General features: G+C 70.5%; 11 protein-coding genes. 5 read left to right on the top strand and 6 right to left on the bottom strand.

The window, feature by feature from the left end:
* Nucleotides 1-5: 5 nt before the first annotated feature.
* The 3 genes from ACIQAK_RS28600 to ACIQAK_RS28590 all read right to left on the bottom strand — a co-directional run bounded on the left by ACIQAK_RS28600 (nt 6) and on the right by ACIQAK_RS28590 (nt 4,593).
* Complete coding sequence (locus ACIQAK_RS28600) at nt 6-1,328, bottom strand: ABC transporter substrate-binding protein (protein ID WP_366392105.1); 1,323 nt, start codon at nt 1,326-1,328, stop codon at nt 6-8.
* A gap of 101 nt (nt 1,329-1,429) precedes the next feature.
* Nucleotides 1,430-3,100 carry a glycoside hydrolase family 13 protein gene (locus ACIQAK_RS28595; RefSeq protein ID WP_401372245.1) on the bottom strand — a complete coding sequence of 557 codons (1,671 nt, stop codon included), beginning with the start codon at nt 3,098-3,100 and terminating at the stop codon, nt 1,430-1,432.
* Nucleotides 3,101-3,312: 212 nt separating this feature from the next.
* Nucleotides 3,313-4,593: an ABC transporter substrate-binding protein gene (locus ACIQAK_RS28590; RefSeq protein WP_366392107.1), complete on the bottom strand. Its 1,281-nt coding sequence runs from the start codon at nt 4,591-4,593 to the stop codon at nt 3,313-3,315.
* A gap of 175 nt (nt 4,594-4,768) precedes the next feature.
* Here ACIQAK_RS28590 and ACIQAK_RS28585 point away from each other — a divergent pair, with 175 nt between their 5' ends.
* From ACIQAK_RS28585 to ACIQAK_RS28575, 3 genes are read left to right on the top strand one after another with little or no spacing between them, the layout of a single operon-like run.
* Nucleotides 4,769-5,284 carry a PadR family transcriptional regulator gene (locus ACIQAK_RS28585; protein ID WP_366392108.1) on the top strand — a complete coding sequence of 172 codons (516 nt, stop codon included), beginning with the start codon at nt 4,769-4,771 and terminating at the stop codon, nt 5,282-5,284.
* Nucleotides 5,281-6,042 (top strand): ABC transporter ATP-binding protein, encoded by a 762-nt coding sequence (locus ACIQAK_RS28580; RefSeq protein ID WP_366392109.1) that lies wholly within the window; start codon nt 5,281-5,283, stop codon nt 6,040-6,042. The genes ACIQAK_RS28585 and ACIQAK_RS28580 overlap by 4 nt, the downstream gene beginning before the upstream one ends.
* Nucleotides 6,043-6,044: 2 nt before the next feature.
* Nucleotides 6,045-8,336, top strand: coding sequence for an FtsX-like permease family protein (locus ACIQAK_RS28575; RefSeq protein ID WP_366392110.1), 2,292 nt, complete (start codon nt 6,045-6,047; stop codon nt 8,334-8,336).
* A gap of 91 nt (nt 8,337-8,427) precedes the next feature.
* Here ACIQAK_RS28575 and ACIQAK_RS28570 read toward each other — a convergent pair whose 3' ends face one another.
* Complete coding sequence (locus ACIQAK_RS28570) at nt 8,428-9,042, bottom strand: hypothetical protein (protein ID WP_366392111.1); 615 nt, start codon at nt 9,040-9,042, stop codon at nt 8,428-8,430.
* A gap of 509 nt (nt 9,043-9,551) precedes the next feature.
* Nucleotides 9,552-10,046, bottom strand: coding sequence for a hypothetical protein (locus ACIQAK_RS28565; protein WP_366392112.1), 495 nt, complete (start codon nt 10,044-10,046; stop codon nt 9,552-9,554).
* A gap of 774 nt (nt 10,047-10,820) precedes the next feature.
* On the opposite strand from ACIQAK_RS28565, the gene ACIQAK_RS28560 reads away from it, so the two are divergent.
* Nucleotides 10,821-11,783, top strand: a complete 963-nt coding sequence (locus ACIQAK_RS28560; protein ID WP_366392113.1) for a spherulation-specific family 4 protein — start codon at nt 10,821-10,823, stop codon at nt 11,781-11,783.
* 79 nt (nt 11,784-11,862) lie between these two features.
* On the top strand, nt 11,863-12,852 hold the full coding sequence (locus tag ACIQAK_RS28555) for a hypothetical protein (RefSeq protein WP_366392114.1): 990 nt from the start codon (nt 11,863-11,865) through the stop codon (nt 12,850-12,852).
* Nucleotides 12,853-13,156: 304 nt separating this feature from the next.
* Here the strand turns inward: ACIQAK_RS28555 and ACIQAK_RS28550 are convergent, their stop codons facing one another.
* On the bottom strand, nt 13,157-13,522 hold the full coding sequence (locus tag ACIQAK_RS28550) for a hypothetical protein (RefSeq protein ID WP_366392115.1): 366 nt from the start codon (nt 13,520-13,522) through the stop codon (nt 13,157-13,159).
* Nucleotides 13,523-13,619: the final 97 nt, after the last annotated feature.

Genomic DNA, 13,619 nt, shown 5'->3' with positions numbered 1-13,619 from the left:
TCACCTCAGCCCTGGTAGGCCTTGGCGGCCGCGGCTTCGAGGCGGCGCGCGGTGGCCTCGGGGTCGGAGGGGTCGCGCAGGAAGTCCTGGAGGAGTTTCCACTCGCCCGCGCCCTTCGTCCCGCCGAATGCGGCGGGTGCCTGGTCGGACATGTCGAAGCGGACCGAGTCCCCGGCCCCGACCAGCGACCGGGCGGTCCTGCGGGTGGTGTCGTCGCCGTACTTCGAGAGGTCGAGCTCCTTGTTCGGGGAGACGAAGCCGCCGGCCCCGGCCCAGACCCCTGCCGCCTCCGGGGTCGCCAGGTACTCGACGAAGGCCATGGCCGCCTTCTGGTTCTTGCCGTCCTTGAGGACCACGGCGGCGTCGCCGCCGCTCACCACGGGAGCCTTCCCCCCGTCGACGGAGGGGAAGGGGAAGAACGCGGCGTCCTCGCCGATCTTCCTGCCGAACTGGTCCTTGGCGACTCCGGCCACGAAGTCACCCTCGTAGACCATGCCGGCCTCGGGTTCGGGGCCGAAGACCTTCTCGACCGAACCGGGGAAGTCGGTGCTGAGGGCACCCTTCTGGCCGCCCGCGATCAGTTCCTTGTCGGCGAAGAGGTCACCGAGCGTGGTCAGCGCCCTGACCACGCTGGGGTCGGTCCACTCGATGAGGTGGGCGGCGAGCTGGTCGTACTTCTCCGGACCGGCCTGCGAGAGATAGATGTTCTCGAACCAGTCGGTGAGCGTCCAGCCGTCCTCTCCCGCGACGGCGAAGGCGGGGAGTCCGGAGTCGGAGACAGCGCGGGCCGAGGCGAGCATCTCCTCGAAGGTCTTCGGCGGCTTGACGCCCGCCTGGTCGAGGGCCTCGGGGCTGTACCAGACGGTCGACTTGTGGGCGGCCTTGAAGTACAGGCCGTACAGCGAACCGTCGACGCTGCCGTACTTCTTCCAGACGTCCGAGTAGTTGGTGTCCACGGCTTGCAGGGCGGTGGCCGACAGAGGCTTGAGCCAGCCCTTCTTCGCGAACTGCTGGAGCACGCCCACCTGGGGCACCAGCACGACATCGGGGGCGTTGCCACCCTCGATCTTGCTTCCGACGACCGTCGAGACGTTGTCACCGGTCGAGACGAACTCGGTCTTGGCGCCGGTCTTCGTGGAGAAGGCGTCCAGTACCTTCTGGAAGTTCTTCTGCTCGGCTCCCGACCAGACGCCGGCGATGGATACCGTCTGGCCTCCGAGGGACTTGTCACCACCGCTCGCGGAGGTGACGGGATCACCGCCGCAGGCGGTGGCGCCGAGCGCCAGGGTCACGGCGGTACAGCTCAGGAGCATGGTGCGTCGTCGCATCGGGGTCTGCTTCCTCGGGGGGACAAGTTCGGGCGGGGCGTTTGTACGGTCGGAGGTCGGAGGTCGGGGGAGGGGTGCGGGGGTCCTTCGGCGCGGGTCGCTCAGGGGGCGGTGCGGTCGCTGATCCACCAGGCCGCGGTGGAGCCCGGCAGCACGCCCGGTGGGCAGGGCCCGCTGGAGAGCAGCGGGGCGCCGGGGACGGGAGCCGGCACGGGGGAGGTGGTGAAGTTGACGGCGCAGACGAGCCCGTCGGACCGGACGAAGGCGAGGACGCCGGGCCGGGACTCCAGCCAGCGCAGGGTGCCTTCACCCAACTGCGGAAGACCGGCGCGCAGTTGCAGTCCGTCGCGGTAGAGATGCCAGAAGGACCGGGTGTCGGCGAGCGCCCGGTCGGTGGCGTGCTCGGCGAACCAGCCGGGCTGCGGCAGCCAGGGCTTGGCCCCTTCGGCGCCGGAGGTGAAGCCGAACGGTGAGGCGTGCCCCGACCAGGGAAGCGGGACCCGGCAGCCGTCGCGAATCCTCGCCCGGCTGCCGGTGCGCCGGAAGATGGGGTCGGTGAGCACGTCGTCGGGAAGGTCGATGACCTCCGGCAGCCCCAGCTCCTCGCCCTGGTAGATGTAGGCGCCGCCGGGCAGCGCCAGCATCAGCAGCGCCGCGGCCCGGGCCCGTGACGCGCCCAGCCCGCTCTTCTCGGCACCCAGCTCGCCGTACCGGGTGACGGTGCGGACCTGGTCGTGGTTGTTGAGGACCCAGGTGACGGTGGAGCCGGTGCCCGCGATGTCCTGCATGGCCTCGGAGATCACCTTGCGGAAGGCGTCGGCGTCCCAGGGCGCGCTGAGCAGGTCGAAGAAGAAGGCCTGGTGCAGTTCGTCCGGGCGCACATACCGGGCGTGCTCACGCGCGGTCGGGACGGACACCTCACCCACCAGCAGCCGCTCCCGGCCGTCGCGGGCGGTGTACTCCTCGCAGACCGACCGCCAGTGCCGCCAGACCTCGTGCACCTCGGGCTGGTTCCAGGCCAGCGGGTTGACCGAGTCGCGGGTGCGGGCGTCGGCCTCGGGGTCGGGGGAGTCGGGCAGGTCGGGGTGTTTGAACAGCCCGGCCGCCACGTCGATCCGGAACCCGTCCACACCGCGGTCGAGCCAGAAGCGCAGGGCACGCTCGAAGTAGGCACCGGTGACCGGGTTGCGCCAGTTCAGATCGGGCTGGTCCGGCGTGAACATGTGCAGGTACCACTGGCCCGGGGAGCCGTCGGCCTCGGTGACCCGGCTCCAGGCGGGGCCGCCGAACATCGCGTGCCAGTTGTTGGGCGGCTCCTCGCCTTCGCGGCCCCGGCCCTCGGCGAAGTGGAAGCGGGCGCGCGCCGCGCTTCCCGGCCCGGCGGCGAGGGCTTCGGTGAACCACGGGTGCTCGCTGGAGCAGTGGTTGGGAACGATGTCGAGGAGCACCTTCACACCGAGCCGGTGTGCGTCGTCCACCAGCAGAGCGAACTCGGCGAGGTCGCCGAAGACGGGGTCGACGTCGCAGTAGTCGGCGACGTCGTAGCCGTGGTCGCGCTGGGGGGAGGGGTAGAAGGGACTCAGCCAGATCCCGTCGACGCCGAGCTTCTTGAGGTACGGCAACCCGGCACGGACCCCGGCCAGGTCGCCGATCCCGTCTCCGGTGCTGTCCAGGAAGCTGCGTACGTAGACCTGGTAGATCACCGCGTCCCGCCACCAGGGGAGCGCCGCGAGGCGTGTGGGGCCGTCGCCGACCCGGGCTGAGAGCTTCACCCGTTGACCTTGTTTCTGTGAAGGGGTGTCCGCAGCTGAACCCCTGCGGTTATGCATGCATGTTAAGTAGGGGTTGCGAGAAGGTGTCAACGGTGAAGACGAAGTGCGAGATTTTTAGGGGGATATGTCTGCACGTTTGCGCGGCCTGGTGCCGAGCTAGGTGCGCGATCGATACCTAACAGGTAACTAAGGCGGGGGAAGCTTCAAAGGTCTCAGCCACGGCGGGTGACGGCCGCCAGCTCATCGGCCAGCCGCCGCACCGCGGCTCCGGACCCCTGGCGCTGGGCCATCGCGTCGTGGATCACGGCCTGCACGACGAGGCTCACCTGCTCGTACCGCGGGCTCTTCGGCCGCGGCGCGGCGGACAGTACGCTCGCGCGCAGCGCGGGCAGGTACGGGAACCGGCGTACGAGTGCGGGGTCTTCGTAGACCGACGCCCTGACCGGCGGCAACGAGCCTTCGGTGAGCACCCTGCGCTGCACCGCTTCGCCGGTGAGATGGGCGATCAGGTCCCTGGCGGAAACGGGATGCCGCGCGTGCGTCCCCACCGCGAGGTTGGAACCGCCCAGCACACTCGTGCCCGGCCCGTCGATGCCCGGCAGCGGTACGACGCCGAACTTCCCGGCGACCTTCGAGTCCTTGCCCCAGGCGCCGGCGAAGGCATAGGGCCAGTTGCGCAGGAAGAGCAGCCGGCCGTCCTGGAAGGCCCGGCGGGACTCCTCCTCCTTGAACGTCAGCGCGGCCTCGGGTATCCAGCCCTCCCGTACCCCCCGGGCCAGGAAGCCGATGCCCGCGCGGGCCGCGGCGGAGTCCACTGTCACCCGCTCGCCCTCGTCACCGAGGATCGACCCGCCCGCCGAGTAGACCATCTCGGCCGCGTTGACGGTGAGGCCCTCGTAGGGGAGGAACTGTCCCGCGTAACCGCCGACGCCGTACTTCGGGGCGATCGCCTTGGCCTGGTGTTCCAACTCGGCCAGGGTGCGCGGGGGCTGCTCGCCCTCCCGGTCCAGCAGGTCCTTGCGGTAGTAGAGCATCCCCGCGTTGGTCACGTAGGGGACCGCGTACAGCTTTCCGGCGTAGGTCGCCGTGCCGACCACCGGTGGGAGGAAGGTCTTCAGCGCGAACCTGTCCGGCTCCAGCGGCGCTATCCATCCGGCCGAGGCGAACTCCGACGTCCAGGCCACATCGATGTTGAGGATGTCGTAGCGCCCCCCGCCGGAGCGCAACTCCGTGATCATCTGGGACCGGGCCTCGTCGGCCGAGTCGGGGAGTTCGACGAGCGTGACCTTCTCGCGCGGGCGCTCGCGGTTCCATTCCGCGAGCAAGGGGCCCAGATAGCCGGTGAGGTCCCTGGCCGTGGCCAGCGTCATCGGACCGCGGCCGCCCGGCGCCCCGCCGGAGCCCCCGGCGAGGGGACCCGTGGTTCCCAGGAACCCGGTGAGAGCCACCGTCGCGGCAAGGAACACCCTGCCGACGGCTCGCTTCCACCGCATGGGGTCCCTCCCTGGCACGACCTCGGGCATCCTCGTCGGAGCCAGGGCATGTATACCCGTTAGACATGGGCGATACTAGGGGCCGATCGGACACCGAGTGCGGCCCGTGCCGCACGCCGAGCTGCGAGGAACCTCTCCACGTGGGGTCGGAGACCGGGCAGAGAAGGGAGCGCCGGTGCGCCTGCCCCTCCTGGCGCTGCTGTCCCGGGGACCGGCCCACGGGTATGAACTGAAACGGGACCTTGAGCAACTCCTGGGCGCCGCGTACCCTCAGCCGAACGTCGGACAGATCTACGTCACCCTGGGGCGGCTGGAGAAGTCAGGGCTGATCGAGGGCGAGGAGATCGCCCAGTCGAGCCGCCCCAACAAGAAGATCTACCGATTGACCGACGCCGGGACCGGGGCGCTGGAGCTCTGGTTCGAGGAGACGGCGGACGAGCCCCGGGTCCGGGACGACTTCTTCATGAAACTCGCCCTCGCCTCCTACACCGGGCTGGCCGACCGGATCCGCCTGATCAACAGGCAGCGACGCGAATACCTCAACACCATGCGCAGTCTGTCGAAACTGTCGAACACCGAGAACCGCGACAACCGCGTCGCCCAACTTCTGATCGAGGGAGCCATGCTGCATCTGCAGGCCGACCTCGACTGGCTGGAGCGCTGCCAGGAAGAGCTGGAGGGCCCGGAGTGAGCCGAGCGGCGAACCCGGCTGCCCCTGAGGCGCTGCGGGCCGAAGCCCTGGTCAAGACGCACCACGGGGAAGGGGTCCCCGCCCCCGCCGTGCGGGGAGTGGACCTGACCGTCAGGCGCGGGGAGTTCGTCGCCGTCAGCGGACCCTCGGGCGCCGGCAAGTCCACGCTCCTGCATCTCCTCGGCGGTCTCCAGCGCCCCGACAGCGGCAGCATCTGGCTCGACGGCGAATGCACCGACTCCTACAGCGAAGCGCGCTGGGCCCTCCAGCGCCGCCGCAGCATCGGCATCGTCTTCCAGTTCTTCAACCTCGTCTCCAACCTGACCGTCGCCGACAACATCGAGCTGCCCGCGCTGCTGGCGGGCTCCTCCTCGAAGCGGGCCCGCGCACGGCGCGGGGAACTGTTCGGCGAACTGGGCCTGGAGGGCAAGGCACGCAGCATGCCGGGCGAACTCTCCGGCGGGGAGCAGCAACGCGTGGCGCTGGCCCGCGCCCTGGTGAACCACCCGCGGATCCTGCTCGCCGACGAGCCCACCGGAAGTCTGGACAGCAAGGGCACCCGGGAGGTGATGCGGCTGCTCTCCGGCTACCACCAGCGCGGTCAGACGATCCTCCTGGTGACCCACGACGCCAGACTGGCCAGCACCGCCGACCGCGCCGTCAGCTTCTTCGACGGCCGGGTGACCGACGACGCCGAACTGGGCGCCGCACCCGCACGGGGCACCGGCCTGTCCGGGATCCTCGAACTGAAGGACTGAGCGTGCGGGCCATTCTTCGCTGGGCGCACATCGATCTGCGCACCCACCGGGGCGAAGCCCTGTTCCTCGTCAGCGCCACCACCGGAGTGGTCGCCGCCCTGCTGCTCGCCGCCGCCCTGTTCGGCTACGCCACCAATCCCTGGCAGCGGATCTTCACCCAGTCCCACGGCGCGCACGTCTGGATTCGCACCGGCCCTGCGGCCGATCCGGGCCGGCTCGCCTCCCTGGACGGCGTCGAAGCCCTGTCCGGCCCCTACCGCACGCTCTTGGCCACCGTCGAATCCCACGGCGTCCGCGCCGGAGTGGAACTGCGCGGCGCCGGCGAGGAACCGCCCGCCACCGGCCGGCCCCTCATCACCGCCGGCCGCTGGCTCACCTCCGACCGCCCCGACGGCGTGGTCCTGGAGAGCGGTCTGGCCCGCGCGCTGTGGGCCGGACCGGGTGACGTCCTCACCGTGCCCGGCAACGGCCGTACGCTGACCGTCCTCGGCGTCGCCGACAGTCCGGAACCGCGCTACCGGCCCGGTGAACGGTCCGGGACCGTATGGGCATGGCCCTCCGCGGCCGACCGGCTGGGCGGTACGTGGTCGGGGCAGCTCACCGGAGTGCTGCTGAGCGACCCCGACGACACCGACTACGCCATCCAGCGCGCCGTCACCGTACTCGGCGCGGGGGCGGTCAGCGACGTGTCCAGCTGGCAGCAGGCCCGCGGCGAGGCGCAGGGTGATTCCCGGCTGTTCGGCCAGATACTCGCCCTGTTCGGACTCGGTGCGCTGATCGGCGCGGCCCTGGCCGTGTACGGGGCCATCAGCACCCGGGTGCGCGGTCATCTGCGGGACATCTCCGTACTGAAGACCATCGGTTTCACTCCCGGCCAGGTCACCCGGATCTTCCTGGTGCAGCACCTCGCCCTCGCCGCGCTGGGCGCGCTGCTGGCGACGGTGCTGACCTGGACGCTCGGCAGCCGCATCCCGGGCAGGCTGGGCGAAGCGGTGGACGTCTGGCTGGGGCTGCCCGGCCCGTCCACGGCCCTGTTCACCGTGCCGGCCGGCGCCGTCCTCTTCATCGGGGCCGCCACCTGCCTCGCCGCCTGGCGGGCCGGCCGGGTCCCCCCGGTGCCCTCGTCCCCGCCGGAAGCCGCCTTCTCCGGCCGGTTCTCCCGAACGGCGGCACGGGTCCTGGGGCTGGGGGCGCCACCGGCCCTGGTGCTCGGCTGGCACCGGATGCTCGCCCGCGGCCACCGCACCCCGGCGACGGTCGCCCGGCTGGCGCTGCCGCTGGTGCTGATCACCGTGGCCCTCAGCGTCTGGACCACCATGGACCGCTTCGCCGGCGACTCCGGGCCGGCGGGGAGGGTCCTCACCGCACGCGTCGAACAAGGGCTGGGCGACCGCGAGGCGCGGGCGGTACTCGAAACCGACGACCGGATCGAGGCCGCCCACCCGGGCGTCGAGGTCGCCGCCCTCGTGCCGGGGCAGACCGGCACCATCGCCCTGCGGGGCGTCGGCACCCGGAAGGACCCCTATCCCTTCCCGGTGGCCGAGGGACGGCCCGCCGAAGGCCCGGACGAGGCCGTCGCCGGGCAGGGGCTGCTCGACCTCCTGGATGTGGAGGTCGGCGACTGGATCAGGGTGACCTCGGGCGAGCACCCGCAGATCCTGCACATCGTCGGCCGCAGCATCGAGACCGAGAACGGCGGCAGGGTGATCTCCACCTCGCTCGACACGCTCCGCCAGAACGATCCCGGCCTCGGCCCCACGCTCTACCAGCTCCGGCTGCGGGCCGGCGCCGAACCCGCCGAGGTCCGTACCGCTCTGGCGGAAGCCTCCCGGGGGCGGCTGGACATGCGGGAGGCCACGAGTCCCGCAGACCGGTTCTCCCCTCTGCTGGGTGCCGGGGTGGCACTCGTCGCCGTGCTCGCGCTGATCGGTCTCATCGAGTTGTCCACGGCGATCAGCGGCAGCGTACGGGCGGGCGAGCGCGATCTGCTCGCCTTCAGGGCGATCGGTCTCTCCCCCGGGCAGATCACCGCGGTCACGGTGACGGCGGTGGGGTCGACGGCCCTGCTCGCCGCGGTGGCCGGTGTGGCGATCGGCGTCCCCGTGGCCCACTGGCTGATCGACGCCGAAGCACACGCCAGCGGGATCGGGGCCGGGATCGCCCGAGCGCCTTCGGTCCTCCGTCTTCTCCTGTTCGCCGCGGCCGCCGTGCTCGGTGCGGTCTGCCTCGCCCTGCTTCCCGCGGCACGCGCGGCCCGTCGTCGGCTCGCGGACGCCCAGAACGCCTTCGGCTGACGCGGCGTCCGGGCGGGAGGGGCCCGGACCGGCGTCATCGGGCGGCGGCATCCGGCTGTGCCCTGCGGCCGGCCGTTGCCCGGGTCATCCGTCACGGAGCGGCGGCGTCGGTCTCCTCGGGCGGGAGCGAGGCCGCCGGGACGGGGCTGTAGAAGACGGAGCGCCCCTGCTTCGAGCGTTCCAGCCGCGCCTGCGCGACACCCTGCTCCAGGGCGTTGCGCACCACGGCCACCCGCACCTTGCGATGCGGGTGGGCCTCGGCCAGGGCCGCGGTGATCTCGGTGGCCGATCTGGGCCCGTCCACCCCGGTGAAGTGCTCGGTGATCAGCTCGCGCCACGTCGGTCCACCGGTGTTCCTGGCCGGTGTGCTCGGTCCGGCCGCCGGGCTGCTCCCCGGCGTCGCGGCGGACTTCGCGCCGCGTGAGGACTTCGCCGTCCGCGTGTTCGTACGGTTCGAGGGGCGGCGGGCCTGGGGAACGCTCACCACGTCCTCGGCGGTCGGTGCCGCTGACGCCTCCCCGGCGCCGAGGACCTGCTGCATCTTCAGCAGGACGTGCTCGCACTCCTCCAACTGGGAGAGCTCGGCCCGCAACCGCGTCAGTTCATCGCACACCCGCTCCTGCTCGCTTCGGTTGGCGGAGAGGTCGTCGGCGATTCTCCGTGCGTAATCGGCGGTCAGGCTTGACGGCGGTGTGCTGACGGACATGGGGCCTCGGCATTCGGGTGCGTCGAACGGCTGGACCGGCTGATGCTACTACCCGGTTCGCAGGCCGGCCGGGTGCTGCCGGAAAGTCCTGTCGCTCATCATGTGACACCCCGCAGGAGGCCGGGACGCTGGAGGACCAGCTCGGTCCCGTTCCCGAGAGCCTGCGCCACTACCACTGCGGTCCGGTCCATCCCGAGCTGTGCGACCTCGTTCCGGCGTTCCGGGAGAACGGCGGAGCCGGGCCCGACCGGGCCGACGGTGTTCCGCACCGGGAGGGAGCCTGGACGTTCACCGCCTCCGGGACGAGCGACCGGCAGCCCTTCCCGGGGCTGTCGGCCGAGGAGCGCGAGCGGCACAAGGGGGCGAGAGCGTGCAGCGCGGTATGGCCTCCAGGCCCTTCCGGTCCGGCTGCTACGCCCCGATGGAGGATGCCGCACTGGACATCCGCCAGTACATCCGTACCCGGCTGGGCGAGCCATGAGGGGCACCCGCCGTGCGGCCCGGCCGTCTCAGCGGGCCCCGACGGCGCCCCGTACCAGCTGCATGAACTGCGTGATCCTGGCCGGGTCGGCAGCGCGCCCCCGCCCGCGGTGCTGGAACAGTCCGGGGTCGAGCTCCTCGGCGACCAGGGCGTCCTGCACCCGTTCCACCAGCCGGTCGACCATGGCGACGATCATGTCGAGGTCGATGTCGTCGCGGACCTCGCCCCGTTCGATGCCGAACCGGACGAACGCCAGGGTGCCGTAGGGGTCCTCCTCGGCGAGGAAGCGGTTGATCTCCCGCTTCACCGGCAGCTCGACGGCGTGCGAACCGAGGAGAACCACCCGGTAGGGCACCCAGTCGTGCTGGACGTACTCCTCGGTCCGGTTCAGCCAGTACTCCAGCGTGGCGAAGAAGCCCCGCGCGAGTACGTCCTCGGGGGCGTCGAGATAGGCGTGGAACGCCTGGACCGCCTGCCGGAAGGCGGAGAAGTGGCCGGCCGGACGATTTCCCTGGCCGCCCAAGAGGTGAGTCCCCTCGCCTCGTGTTCACGTCTCCGGGGCTGCGCCCTGCGGCCCACCGCTCATCCGCGGTGCGCGGTTGGAGGCGGTCATACGGGGTGCCGGAAGGCCGAACCCACTGGTCAGCAGGTCGCCCACGCAGCTCCCGTCGCCTTCCCGCAGACCGGTGACGAAGGCATCGCCGCAGGTCAGTGCCGCCCGGGGAAAGGCTGACCGAAGGACGGGGGCCCGTTCCGGCGGCGCCCCCCACGCTCTCCTGGGCCTCACGCGAACTGCTCTTCGGCACAAACGAGTTGCGCACGGATGTTGCACCGGGCGGTAGCCGGGGCGATAGCTTGACGCATCGTTACAGCTTCTCGACTGCAAGGGCCCAGACAGACCGTGCCGCTCCGACCGCACGCGCTTGGACGCGGCAGCGATGACGTGGGGCTCATTCCGGACCGCGGCACGGCCGCACCGCGTGCGCCGAAGCGTCCGGCCCACCTGCCCCATGCCGTCGAGCCGCTCGACGGCCGTTCGCGGAAGGCTCCGACGAACGAGGACGACGGTTCACCGGCGGGGGACTGCGGACCCCGGCCCTCTGTTCCGTCGGACGCCGCTTTCCCACACCCGAAGGCCCCCCACCATGAAGGCCGGCCCACCCCGAAGAGGCGACGGCCACCCGCGCTTTCGCCCCTGGCACCGGGCGATGGCCCCACCCATGACCGCCGCTGTGCACCACCGGATGTGCGTCCACGGCACGCGGGCGCACATGACCCCCACCACCTGAGGATCACCATGAAGAAGCGATCCAAGCGCATCCTGACGGGATCGGCGCTGGCGGGCGCCGGAGCCCTCGCCCTGTTCGCCCTCCCGGCCGGCGCCACCACGTCGCCCGCTGACAGCACCCCCGCCGCGCCCCGCGAGGCGGGCGCCCGGGCGCTCTCCCAGAAGGTCTCCGTACCCACCTACTTCTACCCCGGTGCCACCTGGGAGCAGCTGACCGGATCCGGCCCCGGTGTGGGAGTGGCCGTCGCCAACCCGAACAGCGGTCCGGGCACCCGCAAGGACAACCGGTACACCGAGACCATCAAGAAGGCCGACGCCGCCGGGGCGAGCGTCATCGGCTACGTCTCCACCGGCTACTTCGGCACCTCCGGCATGAAGACCCGGTCGGGTTCCGCGAGCCCCGACGCGTGGATGAAGCAGGCCAAGGCCGACGTCGACACCTGGTACCGCCTGTACGGTGACACCGGCCTCGGCGGCATCTTCTTCGACGAGGGCACGAGCCGGTGCGGCTCGGGCAACGCCGACGTCAAGCGGTACATCGCGCTGCGGAAGTACGTCGAGCAGAAGCACGGCGAAAAGGCCGTCGTCGTGAACAACCCCGGGACCGGCACGGAGGAGTGCTACACCCGGGCCGCGGACATCCTGGTCACCTTCGAGGGCTCGGACAGCTCCTACCGCGCTCACAAGCCCCAGGCATGGGAGAAGAAGGTCTCCGGGGACAAGATCTGGCACCTCGTCTACGGCGTCCCCGACGAGAACCGGATGCGCGCCGCGATGGCGCTGTCCAAGAAGCGCAACGCCGGCCACATCTACGTCACTCCGGACAACCTGTCGGAGAACAACCCCTGGGACTCCCTGCCTCCCAAGGCCTACTGGAAGTCCCAGCTCTCCCTCGCCGGCGGCACGGGAAGCACGTCCGGCGAACGCGGCAGCGCGGACAGCGGGTCCGCCGGGTCACGCGCCAGGAGCTGACCCCGCACCCGAACGCCCCTCTCGCCCACGCCCCCTGTCACCCGCCGTCCGTCGCGGACGGCCGCTTCGAGGAGCCCCCATGAAAACCCGTCGCCGCAAGAAGCACATCGGGGCGATCACGGCAGTCGCCGCGTCGGCCGCCGCTGGCGCCGCCCTGCTGATCCCCTTCCAGAGCTCGGCCACCGAGGAACAGAAATCCCCGACGGCGGCCAAGGCGAAGTCGATCGTCTACGACTCCGGTGTCAAGCTGCGCTGCTACAGCGTCTCCGACGAGGTCGGCGGGCGTGAGTACGGCGGGGACTCGCGTGACTGCGGAGCCATCGACAACGCGAACCGCGTCAACCAGAGGTGCAACTCGTTCGGCTACACCTCCAAGCACGGTGTCGAGTGCCCGGCCTGGCGCTTCATCACCTACAACTGGGACGAGAGCAAGCTGCGCAAGTACCCCGGTTACGACCACCAGGTGCAGGGCCGCTCCGGCACCCCTCTCAAGCTGGTGCTGCAGAACAACTCCAAGAACCTGCGGGACCGCTCCGGCAAGCAGAACTGCGAGCTCAAGGAGATGGCGTTCTCCCACGAGTACATCGGCAGCTCGCTCAAGCGGCACGCCGACCGCAGCGTCTACCAGTTCTCGGACGGCCGGGTGAAGGCGTCCTACGACGCCCTCGTCGAGCAGACCGGCGGGTTCAGCTGCCAGGAGAAGCGGGCCATCCTCACCACGGACTTCATCTACAAGACCACGCGCGGTACCAACGTGATCTCCGTGGTCCACTTCGACCCGGGCGCCTTCATGCGGCCGAAGGACGGCGTGCTGTGGACCAACAAGTGCCGGACAGGTGAGGGCAAGCCGGACGGCTGCCGCGTCACCGTCTACGGCCAGCGCGTCCAGCCGGGCAAGAAGACCCGGATCGACATCGACTTCACCGAGGTGGCGAAGAAGTACGCGAAGTACCTGAACAACGATCCCATCCCGGCCAAGTCGCAGATCGAGGCGCTCCAGGTCGTGAACAGCGCGAAGGGCGCCGACCTCAAGACCGAGGTGTCCAACGTGGATCTCACCGTGAAGTAGGCGGCCCCCCGGGTCCCCCGGTACGACAGGCCGAGCACACGGACGGGCCGCCCATCGATCACGATGGGCGGCCCGTCCGTGTGATAGCGGCCGGGAGCCGTGGGGCCACAGGAGAGAGGCCGGGTGCACCACGCGGAGACATGGCCCGGACCGGCCAGCGGCCTTTACCGAAACCAAATGCGCAGCGAATATGAGCGAATGGCTGTGGCCTCGCTCCGTACTACTCCCGGGTAGCCATTTCCTGTTCCCGGGAATCCGTCCGTAATTTCCGTGGCGGCGGCCCATCGGGCCGGCCGGGCACCGGTCAGACCTTCAAGCTGTTCGCTATGTGCTTGAGCGAGTGGCGGGCGAGAGCCAGATTGCCGCGGGACCGGTCGAGCGCGAGGTAGAGGAAGAGGCTCCCGTGGCTGCTGCTCGTCGGGCGGATCAGGTGGTACTGCCCGCTGAGGGTGATCAGGATGTCCTCGACCGAGTCGTCCAGGCCGAGAGCCGTCAGGGTGCGCGCCTTGGCGCGGACGACCTCCGTGTTGCCGGCCGCGGCGACCTCCAGGTCCAGTTCCTGGCCGCCGCCGAGGGTCCCCAGTGACATCCCGCTCTCGTAATCGACCAGCGCCGCGCCGATGGCGCCGTCGATGGCCATGGCTTCTTTGAGTGCGGTTTCGATGTTCATGTTCTGCCTCTCGCCTGTTCCCGGCTTCTGATGAGATGTCAGAAAAAGCCCGTCAAATGATCTGTTCTGAAGCTTCTTGATTAAACTACTGTGATTT

The organism is Streptomyces sp. NPDC088706 (assembly GCF_044752765.1).
Taxonomy (GTDB): Bacteria; Actinomycetota; Actinomycetes; order Streptomycetales; family Streptomycetaceae; genus Streptomyces.
Note: the sequence above shows the minus strand (reverse complement) of the source record. Positions and strands in the feature narration are given on the sequence as shown.

Excerpts from the sequence above, each read along its gene's own strand:
- ACIQAK_RS28600 (WP_366392105.1), bottom strand. The coding sequence starts at position 1,328 with ATGCGACGACGCACCATGCTCCTGAGCTGTACCGCCGTGACCCTGGCG.
- ACIQAK_RS28590 (WP_366392107.1), bottom strand. The coding sequence starts at position 4,593 with ATGCGGTGGAAGCGAGCCGTCGGCAGGGTGTTCCTTGCCGCGACGGTG.
- ACIQAK_RS28570 (WP_366392111.1), bottom strand. The coding sequence starts at position 9,042 with ATGTCCGTCAGCACACCGCCGTCAAGCCTGACCGCCGATTACGCACGG.
- ACIQAK_RS28560 (WP_366392113.1), top strand. The coding sequence starts at position 10,821 with ATGAAGAAGCGATCCAAGCGCATCCTGACGGGATCGGCGCTGGCGGGC.
- ACIQAK_RS28555 (WP_366392114.1), top strand. The coding sequence starts at position 11,863 with ATGAAAACCCGTCGCCGCAAGAAGCACATCGGGGCGATCACGGCAGTC.
- ACIQAK_RS28550 (WP_366392115.1), bottom strand. The coding sequence starts at position 13,522 with ATGAACATCGAAACCGCACTCAAAGAAGCCATGGCCATCGACGGCGCC.